General features: G+C 73.1%; 13 protein-coding genes. 10 read left to right on the top strand and 3 right to left on the bottom strand.

The genetic code is table 11. From position 1 onward, the window contains the following. Nucleotides 1-322: 322 nt before the first annotated feature. The 3 genes from ACMCNO_RS16610 to ACMCNO_RS16600 are packed head-to-tail and all read left to right on the top strand — an operon-like array spanning nt 323 to nt 3,761. The gene (locus ACMCNO_RS16610) at nt 323-1,357 is read left to right on the top strand and encodes a glycosyltransferase family 2 protein (RefSeq protein ID WP_412750347.1); all 1,035 of its coding nucleotides are present in this window, start codon (nt 323-325) and stop codon (nt 1,355-1,357) included. A 53-nt stretch (nt 1,358-1,410) separates the two neighbouring features. Beyond that, a complete protein-coding gene (locus tag ACMCNO_RS16605; protein WP_412750346.1) occupies nt 1,411-2,385 on the top strand; it encodes a glycosyltransferase in 975 nt (324 codons plus the stop codon). Next, nucleotides 2,382-3,761 carry a glycosyltransferase gene (locus tag ACMCNO_RS16600; protein ID WP_412750345.1) on the top strand — a complete coding sequence of 460 codons (1,380 nt, stop codon included), beginning with the start codon at nt 2,382-2,384 and terminating at the stop codon, nt 3,759-3,761. The genes ACMCNO_RS16605 and ACMCNO_RS16600 overlap by 4 nt, the downstream gene beginning before the upstream one ends. Before the next feature lie 858 nt (nt 3,762-4,619). Here ACMCNO_RS16600 and ACMCNO_RS16595 read toward each other — a convergent pair. Beyond that, nucleotides 4,620-4,814: a hypothetical protein gene (locus ACMCNO_RS16595; RefSeq protein ID WP_412750344.1), complete on the bottom strand. Its 195-nt coding sequence runs from the start codon at nt 4,812-4,814 to the stop codon at nt 4,620-4,622. Nucleotides 4,815-5,014: 200 nt separating this feature from the next. On the opposite strand from ACMCNO_RS16595, the gene ACMCNO_RS16590 reads away from it, so the two are divergent. Both ACMCNO_RS16590 and ACMCNO_RS16585 read left to right on the top strand, forming a co-directional pair. Next, nucleotides 5,015-7,093 carry a hypothetical protein gene (locus tag ACMCNO_RS16590; protein ID WP_412750343.1) on the top strand — a complete coding sequence of 693 codons (2,079 nt, stop codon included), beginning with the start codon at nt 5,015-5,017 and terminating at the stop codon, nt 7,091-7,093. Continuing rightward, a complete protein-coding gene (locus ACMCNO_RS16585) occupies nt 7,090-8,067 on the top strand; it encodes a DUF1616 domain-containing protein (RefSeq protein ID WP_412750342.1) in 978 nt (325 codons plus the stop codon). Before ACMCNO_RS16590 ends, ACMCNO_RS16585 begins: the two co-directional genes overlap by 4 nt. Nucleotides 8,068-8,074: 7 nt before the next feature. Here the strand turns inward: ACMCNO_RS16585 and ACMCNO_RS16580 are convergent, their stop codons facing one another. Continuing rightward, nucleotides 8,075-9,115, bottom strand: coding sequence for a glycoside hydrolase family 26 protein (locus tag ACMCNO_RS16580; RefSeq protein WP_412750341.1), 1,041 nt, complete (start codon nt 9,113-9,115; stop codon nt 8,075-8,077). After that, nucleotides 9,112-9,924: a polysaccharide deacetylase family protein gene (locus ACMCNO_RS16575; RefSeq protein WP_412750340.1), complete on the bottom strand. Its 813-nt coding sequence runs from the start codon at nt 9,922-9,924 to the stop codon at nt 9,112-9,114. The genes ACMCNO_RS16580 and ACMCNO_RS16575 overlap by 4 nt, the downstream gene beginning before the upstream one ends. Nucleotides 9,925-10,203: 279 nt before the next feature. Between ACMCNO_RS16575 and ACMCNO_RS16570 the strand changes: the two genes are divergently transcribed. From ACMCNO_RS16570 to ACMCNO_RS16550, 5 genes are all read left to right on the top strand, one after another. Beyond that, nucleotides 10,204-10,455 carry a hypothetical protein gene (locus ACMCNO_RS16570; protein ID WP_412750339.1) on the top strand — a complete coding sequence of 84 codons (252 nt, stop codon included), beginning with the start codon at nt 10,204-10,206 and terminating at the stop codon, nt 10,453-10,455. Between the two features lie 66 nt (nt 10,456-10,521). Then, nucleotides 10,522-11,172 (top strand): hypothetical protein, encoded by a 651-nt coding sequence (locus ACMCNO_RS16565; RefSeq protein WP_412750338.1) that lies wholly within the window; start codon nt 10,522-10,524, stop codon nt 11,170-11,172. A 63-nt stretch (nt 11,173-11,235) separates the two neighbouring features. Continuing rightward, entirely contained in the window at nt 11,236-11,952 is a 717-nt protein-coding gene (locus ACMCNO_RS16560) for a nucleoside/nucleotide kinase family protein (protein WP_412753719.1), read from the top strand. Between the two features lie 2 nt (nt 11,953-11,954). After that, nucleotides 11,955-13,136 carry a metallophosphoesterase gene (locus ACMCNO_RS16555; protein ID WP_412750337.1) on the top strand — a complete coding sequence of 394 codons (1,182 nt, stop codon included), beginning with the start codon at nt 11,955-11,957 and terminating at the stop codon, nt 13,134-13,136. A 148-nt stretch (nt 13,137-13,284) separates the two neighbouring features. Continuing rightward, nucleotides 13,285-16,812 (top strand): ATP-binding cassette domain-containing protein, encoded by a 3,528-nt coding sequence (locus tag ACMCNO_RS16550; RefSeq protein WP_412750336.1) that lies wholly within the window; start codon nt 13,285-13,287, stop codon nt 16,810-16,812. Nucleotides 16,813-16,906: the final 94 nt, after the last annotated feature.

Here is a 16,906-nt window from a genome sequence, read left to right as displayed (position 1 = left end):
ATTTTTTTGTCTTTCCACGGCCGCGTCCGTGCGGCAATATCGGTTTTATCCGAATTGCCCCATGCGATGCCTTCGTGGTATCCGGAATCCGCTACTGGATGTGACGGATGAGGGCTTATGGACACCATTGTTGCCCGAGAGCATACCCCCTGCTCATCCGGTTGGCGGCAGCATCCCGCGCCGATGGGGCCACGCTGTCCCTTTGGTTAGTTGACGCTACGTAGCGGGTTGCTAGATTTGGCAGCAGTGACAAGTCGCCTGCGTTTTCACCACCCGAAAGCGCCCGATTCGACCGCATCTGCCGCCCCGGAAAGGGACCGACATGCAGCTTTCCTCCAGCTCGGGCAACACGCCTCGTAACGGAGACCCATCACCGAAGGTAAGCGTCGTCATTCCTACCCTCAACGAGGAACGGAACCTGCCGCACGTCTTCGGGAAGTTGCCGGAGGGCGTGGACGAGGTGATCGTGGTCGATGGCGGATCCGTGGACCGCACCGTCGAGGTGGCCCGGGAGCTGCGCTCGGACGTCGTGGTGGTCCAGCAGACCCGTACCGGCAAGGGCAACGCGCTCGCCTGTGGCTTCGCCGCCTGCACGGGCGACATCATCGTGATGATCGATGCGGACGGCTCGACCGACCCGGCCGAGATCCCACTCTTCGTGGCCGAGCTGGTCAACGGCGCCGAATTCGTGAAGGGTTCGCGCTTCTCCAAGGGTGGCCACAGCCACGACATCACCCGGCTGCGCAAGCTGGGCAACGACGGCCTCAACCTCGTGGTGAATGTCCTATTCGGAACGAAATTTACCGACTTGTGCTACGGCTACAACGCCTTCTGGCGCCGGGTCGTCCCGGTGCTGGACCTGCCGGACGTCTCCCTGCCCCGCCCGGCCGACGGCAGCAAGCTGTGGGGTGACGGCTTCGAGATCGAGACGATGATCAACATCCGGGCCGCGGTGGACGGCATGAAGGTCGGCGAGGTCGGCAGCATCGAGCACGAGCGCATCCACGGCGAGACCAACCTGAACACCTTCCGCGACGGTTTCCGGGTGCTGCGGACCATCTTCAGCGAGTACGGCCGTGCCCGCGGCCAGCGCAAGGCCCGCCACCGCGGCACCGCCGCCCAGGTCCCGGCCCAGCCGGTGCCGAGCGACACCGCGGCTGCGACCGAGACCACGACCGCCCGCATCCCGGCGCAGACCAGCCTGGAGCAGATCGTGAACCGGCCTGCGACCCCGGGCCGCAGCCGGTCGGAGAGCCGCCCGCACGTCGCGCGCATCAACCGTGGCACCCGTGAGGTCGGCACCCGCCGTACCGACGACATCAACGCCCGCCGCGCCCGCGCGACGCTCGAGGACTGATCCCTCACCGCGCCCCTGCCCCCCGGTCCCGCCACCTGTCGAGGAGCTTCTGCGTGGAGAACCCCACGTTCCGCCCTGCCGTCAGCATCGTCATCCCGACCCACAGCGAAAAGCGCTGGTCGATGCTCGTCCGGACCGTCGCGTCCGCCAGATCGCAGGACTACCCGTCCGCCGAGGTCGTCGTCGTCGTCGACCACAACCCGGAGATGTTCCGCCGGGCCCAGCGCGAACTGCCCGGCGTGACCGTTCTGGAGAACCTGTACACCCAGGGCGTTTCGGGCAACCGGAACACCGGTGCGTTCCACACCGACACGGAGCTGATCGCGTTCCTCGACGACGACACGGTCGCCGAGCCCGACTGGCTGCGTAACCTCGTGGCGCCCTTCACCGACCCGGCCGTGGTCGGCGCGGGCGGCGGGATCACCCCGGCCTGGGAGATCGACCGGCCCCGGTGGATGCCGGACGAGTTCCTCTGGGCCATCGGTGGCTCGTACACCGGCATGCCGACCACCACGGCGCCCATCCGCAACGTCTGGTCGGCCAGCATGGTGGTCCGCCGCGAGACGTTCATGGCCGTCGGCGGCTTCCGTACCGGCTTCGGCAAGCTGGGCGGCGAGAACCGTCCCGAGGACACCGAGCTGTGCCTGCGGATGAGCGCACACGCCGGCGGCCACTGGATGTACGTCCCGGACGCGGTGATCCGGCACGAGGTCCCCGCCGACCGGTCCACGTTCAGCTTCTTCCTGCGCCGCTGCTACGCCGAGGGACGCGGCAAGGTGCAGATGGCGGGCCTGCTCGACGGCTCGGAGAGCCTCGGCGCCGAGCGTGACTACCTGTGGTCGCTGCCCAAGTCGGTGGTCCGTAACCTCGCCGCCGCCACTCGGGGCCGGGGCGTCGGCCACGCGATGCAGGCCGGCAGCGTGGTCGCTGGGGTGGCCGCCGCGGGCTGGGGCGGTGCGGTGGAGACCGTCGCCCGCCGCCGCGCCGCGCGACGCCCGGCCGCGGTCGCCGCCGGGGCGGCCCAGTGACCGCCGGACTGAACGGCAAGGTACGGGTACCCGCGGCGCGCGCCGACGAGGCCCTGGCCCCGCCCGTGATCGCGCACACTGGTGACGTGCTCCCCGCTGCCGTCCACGACGTCGACCTGTCCGACCCGCTGCCCACCGTGGGCGCCGTGGGTGAGGACGGGCGGCGCGCCGTCAAGGCGTGGTTCCTGGTCCGGCTGTTCACCGAGCCGATCGGGACGCTGCTGCTCGACGTACCCGAAGCGGGCCTGCGTCCCGGCGACCTGGCCGCCGCGATCGACGCCGAGCTGGGCGCGAGCCTGCGGCCGCGGCTGGCCGAGTTCGGCCTGGAGGCACTGCCGGTCGACGGGATCACCCCGGAAACCGAGCCCGCCTTCCTGGCGCGCCGCCGCCAGGTGCTGGCCGAGGCCCCGCCGATCACCGTGGTGATCTGCACCCGGGAACGCCCGGGCGCGCTCGCCCGCTGCCTGGACAGCCTGCTGGCCCAGAACTACCCGCAGTTCCGGGTGCTCGTGGTCGACAACGCGCCGGAGACCGACGCGACCGCCGAGGTGGTCCGCTCCGCGGCCCGCCGCGGCCCGGTCGACTACCTGGTCGAGCCGAAGGCCGGGCTGTCGTTCGCCCGCAACGCGGCGGTCGCCGTCGCGCCGGGCGAGATCCTCGCCTGGATCGACGACGACGAGTACGCCGACCCCAACTGGCTGGCCGAGGTGGCCCGGGCGCTGGCCGATCACCCCGACGCGGACGTCGTCTCCGGCGTGATCGTCCCGGCCGAGCTGGAGACCCAGGCGCAGCTGTGGTTCGAGCAGTTCGGCGGGCACAGCAAGGGCCGTGGCTTCACGCCGGACGTGTTCAGCCCGGCCACCGCGCACCGGCAGAGCCCGTTGTACCCGCTGCCCCCGTTCGGCACGGGTGCGAACATGACGTTCCGGGCGGGCGTCATCGAGCGGATCGGCGGGTTCGACACCGCGCTGGGCGCGGGCACCCCGGCGATGGGCTCGGAGGACACCCTGGCCTTCACGCAGGTCCTGGTCGGCGGCGGCACGATCGTCTACCAGCCCACCGCGGTCACCCACCACTACCACCGGCGGGACCTCGCGGGCCTGGAGAAGCAGATGGTCGGGTACGGCGCGGGGCTCACCGCCGCGTACACCAGCCTGCTGCTGCACCGGCCCGGCCTGCTGTGGCCGCTGCTCAAGCTGGTGCCGAGCGCACTGCGCGACCTCACCGGCAGCGACAGCCTGCGGGTGTCCACGCTGCAGGACGACTTCCCACGGGAGCTGCTCAAGGCGAACCGGCGCGGCATGATCGCCGGGCCCCGGGCGTACTTCAGGGGTCGCCGCGCGGCCAAGGCGAAGAACCGGCAGGCGGCCCGCTGAGCGCGTGACTCCTCCGTTCGCCGGGAAGTTCCCCCGATAAGGGGCATTCCCGGCAGCGCGGAATCATACGACGCTAATGGCCTCCCATCAGCTCATGGGCGCGGCCGGGGCGAGGTGCTTCCGGCCGGATCGTGGACCATAGGGTGTCGGGCCCCGCGGCCCGACACCTTGCCGTCCGGTCCACGCCTCACGGGGATAACCGCATGCCGATATCGCGCCCGCCCGAGCCGCCGACCGAAGGCGGCACCTCCCCGCACCATGCCGTCGCACCCGGCGACGGGCCGGAACCCGGCAACGACCAGGCGAAGGAGCGCCCGACCGGCGTGATGCAGTCCATCCAACAGTTCGAGTCCCCCGAAGACGCGGAGGCCCAGCGCGCGGCCGACCAGCGCTCGGCAGAACGGACCGACGAGGGCGAGAACGACAAACCCGACGTCGCCCGAGGTACCGCTCAGGTGCAGCCGGAACGCGCTCGAGGCACCGCACGGGTCCAGGTCGGTTCCGCGGGGGCGGACATCCAGACCACGACGGGGGTGCCGAAGACCCCGATCCCGGCACCACCGGGCCTCGCCCTGGGCACACCCGGCTTCCCGGCGCGCAAGCCGACCCCGGCCCCGGGTACGCCGGGTGCCGCCGAGCCACCCGCCGCCGAGCCACCCGCCGCCGAGCCACCCGCCGCCGAGCCACCCGCCGCCGAGGCACCCGCCGCCGAGCCAACCACCGCTGAGGCACCCGCCGCCGAGCCACCCGCCGCTGAGCTACCCGCCGCTGAGGCACCAGCCGCCGGGGCAACCGCCGCCGGGGCCGCGCCGGTGGCCGATGCACAGTCGGCGGCCGCCGCGCCCCGGCCCGCCCCGGTCAGCCCGCCTGTCGTCCCGGGCCCGCGCCCCGAACCGGCCCCGCCTCGCGCACCAGCTGCGGCAGCCCCCCCTGGCGCCCAGTCCCCGGCGGCCCAAGCGCCCGCACAGACGGCACCGGCCCAGGCGGCAGCACCAGCACCAGCACCAGCACCAGCACCAGCACCAGCACCAGCACCAGCACCAGCACCAGCACCAGCAGTCAAGCCGCCCGCACCGATCGGAACAGCCCGGGTCCCCACGGCCGGCCCGGCGCCCACGACAGGGCCGCCTCCCACGACGGCCCCGGTTACCCCGGACCCGAAGGCGGCCGACAAGGGGCCGGCGGTCGAACCGCGAGGGATTGCCGGGGCCGCGAGGCTTGCCGAGCCCGGCCCGGCGACCGAACAGTCAAAGGTGACGGCAGAGCAGACGGTGACGGCCGAGGTACAGGGGCGGGCCCGGGTCCAGCCCAGGGCCCGTGGCGCCGCCGTCGTGCCCGGGGCCGGTCAGGACGCCCCGACCCTGCCGCCGACCGTCGCCACACCCCCGGGGGAACTGCGGCCGACCCAGATCCCCGTCGTGCCCGGACGTCCGGACGTGACGGCTCCGGCTCCCGCGCCCGCGCCCGACCCCGCCCGGGCACCCAAGCCCGCCCGCGCCCGTCGCCAGCGCCTGGACCTGGGCCACGCGCCGCTGGTGCTGGTCCTTTCCAGCATCGGGGTGCTGCTGGTCGCGTTCGCTTACCAGGGCGGGCGCAACGGTGCGGACAGCGCCATGACCGCGTACTGGATCGGGCAGGTGGTGGTCTTCACCCCGGTGGTGCTGCGCCTGCTCAGCCGCCGCATGGCCGGCGTGGGCGAGTCGTTTCTACTGGTCATGGGTCTGGCCGTCAACCAGTACCTGCTGAAATGGATGTACAGCCCGGACCAGTTCCGCTTTCCGGACGAGCTGCAGCACTGGCTGGCCACGACGATCCTGATGCAGACCGGCGAGCTGTTCCAGCCGAACGCGGCGCTGCCGCCCGCCGTCCACTTCCCCGGGCTGGCGGAGATGGCCGCTGGGCTCTCGGGCATGACCGGGATGCCGGTGACCGCGTCCGGGGTGATCGTCGCCGGGATCGCGCACCTGGTCTTCGTGGGCGTGCTGTTCGTGACCGCGCTGCGGGCCAGCAACTCCCCCGCCGTCGCGGGCGTGGCCTGCGCGCTGTACGCCACCGCGATGCACTACCTGTTCTTCAACTCGATGTTCCTGTACCAGACCGCGGCGCTGCCGTTCTTCATGCTGACGATCTGGGCGACCCGCCGCTGGCTGGCCGAGGGCGGGCGGGCGTTCGCGATGATCGCGGTCGGGTCGATCGTGGCGACCACGGTCAGCCACCACGTGACCGCGTTCGCGCTGGTCGCCACGCTGACCCTGCTGGCCGTGGCCCAGCTGATCGCTGAACGGCCGCGCCGGTGGGCGGCCCTGGTGATGCCCGCGGTGGCCCTGGCGGTCGTCGCGGCGTGGATCCTGTTCGTGGCCAACGACGTGATCGCCTACCTGGAAGCCCCGATCACCCAGGTGATCGCGACAGTCCAGCAGCTGATCAACAACGAGACGACGCCGGAGAAGGCCTCGGCGGCGGTGTCCGTGGGGCAGCTGGTGGTGCAGGGCGCCGGGCTGCTGGGCCTGTTCGTGCTCTACCTGGCCTGCGTCCGGGACATGATCCACCGGCATGACCGGGACGCCTGGCGGTGGGCAGCCGTGGTGGGCAGCTTCCTGTTCTTCGCGGGCAACGGCATCCGCTTCCTCGGCCAGAACGGGCCGGAGATCTCCGGGCGGCTGCAGACGTTCACGTACATCCCGATCGCGATTCTGTCCGCCATCGCGCTCGTGCGCGGCGTGCAGATCATCCCGATGCGCGACGCCGCGGGGCACCGGTGGCGGGCCGCCGCGCCGGTGTACGACTATCCCGCGCCGGTGGGCTGGCCCTTGTTCACCCGCGTCGCGGCTGGATCGGCGCTGGTCACGCTGCTGATGATCGGCGCCCGGGCGGGTGGTTGGCCGCCGCTGGTGTCGCTGCTGCCGGGGCCGTACCTGCCGGGCGGCTTCGAGCGGTCCGTGGACGCGTACGGGATCGCGGCCGCGAACTTCGAACGGGAGACGCTCGGACCGGGCCACCGCGTCGGCGGTGACGTCACGTCGGTGTCGCTGGCGTCCACGTACGGCCGCCAGGATCCGGTCCGCGAGGTGGGCGCGCTGTTCTACGCCGACCAGTGGGGCCTGGCCGAGGACGACCTCGTGACCCGGGTACACCTCGAGTACCTGGTCGTCGACCAGCGGCTGACCACCCGGCTGCCGGTCAGCGACGCCTACTTCGAGAACGACCCGCACGCGGGGCAGATCACCACTCCCCTGACCGTGGCGCAGATCGGCAAGTTCGACACCCTCACCGAGGTGGGCCGGGTCTACGACAACGGCACCGTCCGCATCTACCGCATGGGGGCACAGTGAAGCCGAAACTGGCCGTTCTGCTCGCCGTGGTGACCGTTGCGGCAGCCGCCGCGGTGCTGTTCGGGACTCCGCCGTTCATGATCGCCGGGGGTTCGCTGCTGGCGCTGCTGCTGCCGGGCGCGGCGCTGACCGGGGCGCTGATGCGGGGCCGCGACCTGAGCGGGGTGGAGCGTACGGTGCTGACCGCGGCGCTCAGCCTCGCCGTACTCATCCTGGGTGGCCTGGTCATCCACGTCTGCGGGTTCTCGATCGGCCGGACGTCCTGGACCGTCGCCACCGCCGGGGTGACCCTGGTGGCGCTGGTGCCGGCGGGCCTGCCGGACCGGTGGGTGAGTGTGCTGAAGCGCCTGGTCAGCAAGCTCTGGGACGAGGAGGAAGAGGACGAACCGGAGTCGGAGCCTGCGGACGGCGCGGTGCCCGGCCCGGCCGCGACCGCCGCTGCGCCCGTCGCCGGTGTGCCCGTCGCCGCAGTGCCCGTCGCCGCTGCGCCGACGCCCGTGCTGACCGAGGACCAGGTCTCGACCATGCTGCTGCCGAAGGTCGTCGACGACGGCCCGGCCGACGACACCGCGGATGCCCGGGGCACGCGCCGGCTGGTGTGGCAGTTGCTCCCGCTGGTCCTCGTGCTGGCCGTCCTGGGCGGGGCGAGCTGGCTGTCGTACGGCAGCTCCCAGAACAGCTACGAGTCGACCGTCACCGCGTTGTCGGCCGGTCAGCCCGGACCGGTCACCGGGTCGGGCACCCGGCTCGTGCCGATCACGGCCACCGGGCTGCTCCCCGAGTACGGGCCGTACACGCTGGCGGTGGTCGGCCCGACGGGCAAGACCGCCGAGCAGCGGACGATCCCGGTGAGCGGGGACGGCACCTGGACGGCCGCGATCAGCCTGCCGAGCCGTCAGCGGATGACCGTGAACCTCCTGCGCGCGGGCGAGACCACCGCGTACCGCACGCTGTACATCGCGGCGGAGCGCTAGGACGCCGTCAGCCGCTGAAGCGTTCCCCGGCGGCCATCGCGCGGTACGCGGCCAGCGCCTGCGGGTCGGTGTCGATGCGCCACTTCTCGTCGTAGCCGGGGTGGGTGTCCGTGTCGAACCAGATCACGGCGCCCACTCCGGGCCGGTCCTGCACCCATTTCCCGAACACGGTGATCCAGTCGGCCTTGGTGCTCCCGCCGCGGTCCACCGCGCCGACCTCGGTGACGACGATCGGCTTGCGCGCGGCGAACTGCTGGTAGACGCCGTCGAACAGCGCCGCCGGGGACTCCCGGTGCAGGTTGTAGCCGGAGACGCCGACCCAGTCGACGTACGCGTCGCCCGGGTAGTAGGACTGCGTGGTGTTCCAGTCGGCGGTGGGGCTGGAGTTCCAGTTGGGACTCCACACCCAGGACACGTTGCGGGCGCCCACGTCGCGGAAGATCTTGTGCACCCGGCGCCAGGACGCGATGTAGCCGTCGGAGTGGCCGCCGTTCTTGGCGCCGCCCCAGGCGAACCAGCTGCCGTTCATCTCCCAGGAGAAGCGCAGCATGACCGGGCGGCCGTAGCGGGCGACGCGACGGCCCGCGCGGGCGATCAGCGCGTCCGAGGCACCCCCGGTGATGTCGGCGTACTTGGTGCCCGCCCAGGAGATCATCGGGACGGACCTGGCGGGCAGCACCGGGGCCGCGCTCAGCAGGATGTCGGTCCAGTCGTAGAACAGGTTCACGATGCGCTGGTCGCGGCCGAGCTGCTGGCGGCGCAGCAGCAGGCTCTGCTGCAGCGTCTTGCCCTTCAGCCCGAGGTACGAGCCCAGCATCGCCTTGCCCGCGACGAACGGGACCGGCCCGCCGCCGTGGGTGACGACCCGCAGCGCGGTTGTCGACGGGGACGGCCGCGACGACGCGCTCGGCGCCGGGGCGGCGGCCGTGTCCGGGGCATCCGGCGACCCGGCCTCGCGCACGGCCAGCGTCACCGCCGGCACTGCGGCCAGGGCACCGAGGCCCAGCACGCGGCGGCGGGTCACCCGGGCCGACCGGTGGCGGCTCATGTCAGGTTCCGGCCGGTGCTGCGCGCTACGCGGCGCACCAGGCGCCACGCGGGTTGGGCGAGCCGCTTGGCCTGCGGCAGCAGCGGGCTGCCGCCGCCGCGGACGAGGTCCACCAGGTCGGCGCCGGTGTGGTCGGGGGTGGGCTGCAGCCGAGGTACGGCGAAGCGCCGCTCGTTGGGTCGGTGCAGCCGCCGCCCCACCTCGGTGGCGTTGTCGTGCCCGGCGGCCTCGACCACGTCGCGCACCCGGCGGCCGTTGTACCCGTGCGGGTAGGCGAAGCTGCGCACCTTCAGCTGCAGCCGCTGTTCCAGCTCGCCGTGGCTGCGCACGACCTCCTCACGCAGCTGCGCGGGCGGCAGCACGTCGAGGGGGTGGTGCACGAGGCTGTGGTTGCCGATCTCGACGCCCGCCGCCGCGACCTCGGCCAGCTCCTCCCAGGTCAGCATCGGGCCGAAGTCCGGGGACCACCGGCCCAGCCAGTCGGCGTGCGCGCCGAGGTGACCCACGGAGGCGTACAGGGTGGCGCGGGCGCCCGCGGCGGCCAGCGCCGGTACGGCCTCGGTGAGGAAGTCCCGGTAGCCGTCGTCGAACGTGACCGCCAGCAGGTTGTCCGTGCAGCCGGAATCCAGCAGGTCCAAGGCTTCGGTGAGCCCGACCAGGCGGTATCCGGCCGCGGTGAGCGCGGTGAGCTGTTCGGCGAGGCGTTCCGGCGGGACGGCGAGGTCCCGCATCGGCCCGCCGACCGCGGATACCGAGTGGTACATGAGTGCCGGCATGGTCTTCCACATCGGCGACGCCGTGACGGTCACTGCGACTTCCTCCCCGATCGGGCCGGTCACGACGACAATCGGCCGGTGCCTTGGCAAGCTTCGGGGTTATGGGGGTACTTGGCAACCGTCCCACCGGGCGTTTTTGACCACCCGTTTCCGCTATCTGCCCCGGATGATGCCTGTTGGGCGACCGCACTCGCGCTCCCCCTCACCCGGGGGTGTGGGGTGTGCGCTCGTGGTGCTCGGCCGAAAGTCATAGTCATCGTTCCCGCTGCGGAGGGAAGCGCCCGCCGGGGCCCGGGCGGGAGGCTGTCCGCCATGACAGAGCGACGCGTTCTCGACCCGCTGCGCCTCACCGAGGCGGCTGCGCAGGCCGCGGCGATCCTCGGAGTGGTGACGCTGCCGGCCGCCTGGCGGGTACTGGACACCTCGGTCGCCGCCGCCCTCGCGGCGGTGCTGCTGCTGCTCACGGCAGGCACGTACGCGTTACATGCCGTGACATTCGATTGTTTCCGTCTCACAGGTCACCGCGATCGAAGGCAATTTTCTTACACACAGCGTGAGGACTGAACCGACGGGGCCATCGCGGCCGTACCCCGGGTCGACGACGCCAGGCACGACCCCGGGAGCGACAGGATGTACCGACTCATCCACCTCCACCCACACCACGGCATCCCGCGCATCGGTGTGGACCCCGACGGCTATTCCAGCGAAGAGGCGGCACTGCAGGCGTGCCGCGCCACCCCCGGTCCCTACTTCGGTGTCGGGCGTTTCGACGCCGGCGGCCGGCTCGCCGAAGTGGTGATGGACGCGATCTGCGAGGCACCGGGCGGGTGCCCCAGCGCGGCCATGGTGGTCGACGCCCACAACTTCCGGCGGCTCTGCGACGCCTGCGCGTACGGGCTGTCCACGCTGACCGTGCCCGAGCTGGCCGAGCAGCTCGGCGTCGCGGTACGGCCCGCGCCCGTGCTCGCGACCTCCGGGCGGCACGCGGCGCCCGATTCGGGGTGCGCCGCCAGCACCAGGATCGCCCGCGAGTTCGCCACGCACGTCGCGGACCCGATCTGGCGCATGGAGCTGTGCGCGGAGCTGGCCCGTACTCCTCCCGCGGTCAACGGGTTGATCATCGGGGTCGGTGCGCTGAGCCATCGCGACGTGCTGGACCTGTTCCCCGCGCTGTGTTCCCTCGGCACGCAGCTGCCGGTGGGGGTCCGCACCGACCTGCGGCGCGCCGCGATCCGGCCGCTGTCGCCGGCCGGGGTGGCGGCGCTGCGACTCGGCTTGTAGGCGTCAAGGCGCGATCAGCGTCGTGGCGTGGCCGGGGCGGCCGATGACAGACTCTGACGGGTGCTGACGTTCGCGGCGCTGGTGGAGCGGGCCCGCGCGCTCACTGCGGGGCGGCGCCGGGCGGTCCTCGGGATCACCGGTGCCCCCGCCGCGGGCAAGTCCACCTTGGCCGAGCAGCTGCTGGCCGCCCTGGCCCCGGCACCCCCGCCCGGCCTGCCCGCGCACCGCTGGGTCGCGCATGTGCCGATGGACGGCTTCCACCTGGCAGACCGCGAGCTGGACCGCCTCGGCCTGCGCGACCGCAAGGGCGCGCCGGACACCTTCGACCCGCTCGGGTACGCGGCCCTGCTGCGCCGCCTGCGCGACGACGCGGACGACGTCGTGTACGCGCCCGGCTTCGAACGGGTGCTCGAGCAACCGCTCGCCGGCGCCATCGCGGTGCCCAGCAGCGCCCGCCTGATCCTCACCGAGGGCAACTATCTGCTGCTGGACGACCCCCGCTGGGCCCGGGCCCGGGCGCAGGTCGACGAGGTGTGGTTCGTCGAGATGCCCCGTGCCGAACGGCTGCGCCGGCTGATCGAGCGGCACGTACGTTTCGGCAAGGCCGAGCAGGCCGCCGTCGCCTGGGCCACCGGCCCGGACGAACACAACGCCGCCCTGATCGCCGCGACCCGTGACCGCGCCGACCTTGTCGTCCCGGCCGAGCTCATGCGGCGGGTGGGTGCGCCGCCGGATCAGGCCGGTCACGACGGCACCGGCCCTGGCGTGGCATCCTCGTAGGCGTGTCGGTCGATGAAGCGGTGCAGGCCGCGACGCCGCGACGCCGCGTCGCCCGCGCCATGCGGTTCGCGGCGACGATCACGGCGGTCATGCTGCTGTTGTTCGGTCTCCCCTGGTGGACGTTGCTGCTGGCGGGCAACCACTGGCCCACGGCGGTCGTCACGGGCGGCACCGTGCTGGCCGCCGCCGCGCTGGTCTCCTTCCCCCCGCTGATGATCGCCGGGCACGGCCGCCACCTCGACTGGGCCGCCCGGATCGCCGACACCGAACTCGGCGTGATCTGGGTGCTGTTCACCTGGGCGCTGCTCGGCAACCTGCTGCGGGCGGTGCTTGTGCTGGCCGGTGTCGCCGACCCGGTGCGCTCACGGCTGGTCAGCGTCGCGGTCGTGGGCATCACCCTGGTCCTGCTCTGCTGGGGATACGCCGAGGCGATGCGGGTCCCCCGGGTGCGCCGCGTCGAGGTGCGGCTGGACCGGCTCGGCCCGGCGCTGGACGGACTCCGGGTGGTGCTCATCACCGACACCCACTACGGCCCGATCGACCGGGCCCGCTGGTCCGCCGGGGTCACCGAGGTGATCAACTCCTTGGAACCGGACGTCGTGGCGCACACCGGCGACATCGCCGACGGGGAGGTGGCGGCCCGCCGCGCCCAGGCCGCCCCGCTGGCCGACGTGCGCGCCGGCCTCGCCCGGGTGTACGTCACCGGCAACCACGAATACTTCAGCGGCGCCCAGCGATGGGTGGAGCACATGGCGACGCTGGGCTGGGAGGCACTGCACAACCGGCACATCGTCGTCGAACGCGGCGGCGACCGGCTGGTGATCGCCGGGGTCGACGACCGCACCGCGGGCGGCTCCGGGGTGCCGGGCCACCACGCGGACCACACCGCGGCGCTGACCGGCACCGACCCGGACCTGCCGGTGCTCCTGCTGGCCCACCAGCCCCAGCAGATCGACGGTGCCGTGGCGCACGGGGTGGACCTGCAGCTGTCCGGGCACACCCACGGCGGCCAGATCTGGCCGTTCCACTACCTCGTCCGCACGGACCAGCCCGTCCTGCAGGGGCTGAGCAGGCACGGCGAGCGCACCCAGCTCTACACCAGCCGGGGCACCGGCTTCTGGGGGCCGCCGTTCCGCGTCTTCGCCCCCAGCGAGGTCACCCTGCTGACGCTGCGCCGAGCCTGACCCGGTCGTTTCCGTACGCCCGCGAGCCCGCGCGCCGGCAGGGTGTGCCGGTGACCGAGGCGATACCGCGGTGCACCGTAATTGGTTTGTCCGCCCACTTCCGGCCCCGCAGGATGGAGGAACCGCCCCCCGATCGTGAGGACCTCGCATGCGCCTGCTCCGCGACCTGTGGGCTACCGCCCCCCGCCGAACGGCGCTGGTGGCCACGCTCATCGTGCTCGGCGCCGCCGGTCAGGCGGCGGCCCTCGCCCTGGCGGGACCGGTCCTGGTGAACCGCTCGGTGCCGCTGTTCGCGATGCTGGCCGCCGCCCTGGTCGCCGCGGTGCTCAGCGACCTCGCGATCGGGCTGATCGTCGCGCGGCTCACCGCGGACTGGACCGCCGCGGTCCGCCGCGGCCTGTGCCGGGTGGCCCTCGGGCAGGATCTGCCCACCCTCGAGAACACCCCGGTCGGCGAGCTGCTCGACCGCATCGACAACGACGTCTACCAGGTCGGTTCCGAGCTGCGCGGGCCCGGCGTCCGGCTCGCCCAGTCCGTGGCCGTCGCGACCCTGTCCATCGTCACCGCGTTCGCGGTGTGGTGGCCGGCCGCCGTCGCCATGGTGTTCGTTTCCGGGCTGCTCATCGCCACGATGAGAGGGCCGATCCGGCGCATCTCGCCGCAGCGGATCGCCGAGGAGGAGGCGTGGAGCGACCTCGCCGCGGTGATGGAGGAGGCGATCCACGGCCAGGACGACGTCCGCACCAGCCTCGCCGCCCCGTACGTGCGGCGGCTGTTCGCCCAGCGCGCCCGGGAGGTCCTGCGGCGCGGGCGCCTGGTGTGGCGTACCTCGGCGAAGGTGACCCTGCAGGCGGGCACGATCACCCGCACCCTGATCGCCGTGCTGGTGGTGACCGGCGCGTGGGCGCTGACCACCGGGCATGTCGGCGGCGCCCGGCTGACCGCGGTGTGGCTGCTGGCGCTGGGCTTCGGCGGCACGCTGGAACACGTCACCCGGATGGTGCCCCAGCTGCAGAACGCACTCGGCGCGTGGAGCCGGGTGCAACTGCTGCGCGACGTGCCGCAGGAGCCCGCCGGTGGTGCCCCACCGGCCGACGGCGACCTGGTCATCCGTGACCTCACCTTCCGATACGGCACCGACTCCGACCGGCCCCCGGCGCTGCGCGAGGTGAACCTGTCGTTCGCGCGGGGCCGCTCGTACGCGCTGATCGGGCGCACCGGCTCCGGCAAGTCCACCCTCGCGAAGGTGCTCACCCGCTCCGTGGACGTGCCGCCCGGCACCGTGACGCTGGGCGGCGTCGACCTCAACGACATCGACATCGAGCTGCTGCGCCAGTGGACCGCGATCGTCCCGCAGCGCACCGAGATCCTCGCCGGCACGCTCGCGGAGAACATCGCCCTGTTCGACCCGCAGCTGCTGCCCGGGGCCGGTCGGGCCGTGGCCGAGCTGGGCCTGACGACCTGGGTGGACAGCCTGCCCGACGGCATCGACACCAAGCTCGGGGAGGGTGGCCACAAGCTCTCCGCCGGGCAGGAGCAGCTGGTCGCGTTCGCCCGGATCCTCGTGCGGGACCCGCACGTGGTGATCCTGGACGAGGCCACCGCCCGGATGGACCCGGTCACCGAGGGCTGGGTGCATCGGGCCACGGACCGGCTGCTCACCGGCCGCATCGGCGTGATCGTGGCGCACCGGCTCTCCTCGGTGCGCCGCTGCGACGAGGTCATCGTGCTGGCCGACGGCCGGGTACTGGAGGCGGGCCCGTTGCGCGGCTCGCGGCGTTTCGCCGAGCTGCTGGCGGCCAGTCATGTCGCCGCACCGGCGGGGCCCGGCGAATCGGCCCCGGGCGGGGTGCTGCTGGCCGAGCGCGAGGACTGGGACGAGCCGGCCGATCCGGACGGCCGCGCCACCGGCCCGGAGAGCAGCGCCGCCGACGCCGAGGCGGGTGCGATGCTCGCCGACGTGCCGCCGGCGGCGGAGCCGCCGCCGCTGCCGGACCCGCCGCCCGCCCGCACGCTGCGGGAGATCATCCGGCTGACCACCAACGACCCCAGGTACGGCCTGGCCGCGGTCGCGCTCTTCGCCGTGCTGGTGCTGTTCGGGTTGGACGGCGCGATTCTGCCGCTGCTGTGGTCACACGTCGTCGACGGGCTCGGCAATCCGATGTGGCCCGCCGTGGCGATCGCCGCCGCTCTGCTGCTGACCACCCCCGCGTTGTTCTACACCGGCGCGTGGTTCCCGGAGTGGTGGGTCCGGCAGATGCTGCGGATCAGCCTGCGGCTGATGCACGGGCAGGTCGGCCCGCGCCGGGTCAGCAAACACACCCCGGCGGAGGTGGTCGCGCAGAGCGGCGACACCGAGCGGGTCGTGGTGCTCGCGGACAACGTCGTCGACAACGCCATCGGCCTGGTGATGATCGTGGCGATGACGTGGGCGTCCGGCTCGGTCGTACCGGCGCTGTTCTTCGGCGGCACGATGCTGGTGTCCGGGCTGGCGGCGACGATGTTCGGGCCGCGGCTGGAGAAGGCTGCCCGGCGTACCGTCGCGGCCCGCGCCGCGTTCGCGACCGCGCTGGTCTCGTCGCTGTCCGCGGCCCGCACGGTGAAGCTGGCCGGGGCGACCCGGCCGGTGCTGGCCCACCTGGCCCGCCTCGACACCGACCGCAGCGAACGGCAGCGCCGGGAGATCACCACCCAGGTCTGGGCCCGGTCGACCCCGTCGCTGGTCAGCGGGCTGCTGCCGATCGCGGCGTGGGCGCTCTACCTGGCCGGATCGCTGTCCGCCGCGGCGACCCTGATCGCGGTGGCGACCCTGGGCGCGGCCCGCTGGTTCGCGTGGACGACCGCCTCGCTGGTGTCGCAGCTGCCGTCGGCGCGGGTGTGGACACGCCGGACGGTCGCGATGGCCGGTGTCGGCGAGTACTCGGTCGCCGTCCCCGGCGTGGACCTCTCGGCGGGCACCGCCCCGGCACCGCCCACGGCGCCGCGCAACCCGCTGAGCCGGCTGGAGCTGGAATCCTTCAGCGCCGTGCACGAGAACGGCGCCGTCGGGGTGCACGACGTCGACCTGGCCGTCGAGCGGGGCCAGCTGGTGCTGGTGCTCGGACCGGTCGGCTCGGGCAAGTCCTCGCTGCTGCGCGCGCTGGCCGGCATCGTGCACCACACCGGCACGCTGCGCTGGAACGGCCAGCCGGTGGACGAACCGGAGCTGTTCCTGCGGCCCAACCAGGTCGGCTACGTGGCCCAGCTGCCCCGGGTGCTGTCCGGGACGGTGGCCGACAACATCCAGCTCGGCCACTCGGTGGACGCCGCGGACGCGGTCTCCACGGCGCAGCTGGAACACGACCTGACCGCGGCCGGCGGCGGTCTGCAGCTGCTCATCGGGCACAAGGGCACCCGGCTGTCGGGCGGGCAGTTGCAGCGGCTGGCGCTGGCCCGGGCGCTGGCGCCCCGTACGGAGCTGCTGATCGCGGACGACGTGTCGTCCGCGCTGGATGTCACCACGGAGCTGGAGCTGTGGCGGGCGCTGCGCGGGCACGGGGTGACCGTGGTCGGCTCGACCTCGAAGCGGGCCGCGCTCAGCCAGGCGGACCGGGTGGTCGTGCTGACCGGGGGCCGCGCGGTGGCACAGGGCACCTGGCGGGAGCTCGAGGACCAGTGGGGGCACCTGGCGGGCTGACCCTGCGTCCTCGGCCAAAAGTCGCAGGCAGGCCGCGGCGGTTCGGGTCCCCGGGCGGAGGTGCGGCCCGCCGCCGCCCGGACATGCTGGGCTG

Origin of the sequence: Krasilnikovia sp. M28-CT-15 (assembly GCF_047159595.1) — a bacterium.
In the GTDB taxonomy this organism is placed as follows: Bacteria; Actinomycetota; Actinomycetes; order Mycobacteriales; family Micromonosporaceae; genus Actinoplanes.
The sequence above is the reverse complement of the archived record's forward strand: the minus strand, read 5'-3'. Positions and strand labels throughout refer to the sequence as shown.

What these genes read in the sequence shown, in the direction of transcription:
- ACMCNO_RS16550 (WP_412750336.1), top strand. Translation starts at nt 13,285, where the DNA reads ATGCGCCTGCTCCGCGACCTGTGGGCTACCGCCCCCCGCCGAACGGCG.
- ACMCNO_RS16570 (WP_412750339.1), top strand. Translation starts at nt 10,204, where the DNA reads ATGACAGAGCGACGCGTTCTCGACCCGCTGCGCCTCACCGAGGCGGCT.
- ACMCNO_RS16580 (WP_412750341.1), bottom strand. Translation starts at nt 9,115, where the DNA reads ATGAGCCGCCACCGGTCGGCCCGGGTGACCCGCCGCCGCGTGCTGGGC.
- ACMCNO_RS16565 (WP_412750338.1), top strand. Translation starts at nt 10,522, where the DNA reads ATGTACCGACTCATCCACCTCCACCCACACCACGGCATCCCGCGCATC.
- ACMCNO_RS16610 (WP_412750347.1), top strand. Translation starts at nt 323, where the DNA reads ATGCAGCTTTCCTCCAGCTCGGGCAACACGCCTCGTAACGGAGACCCA.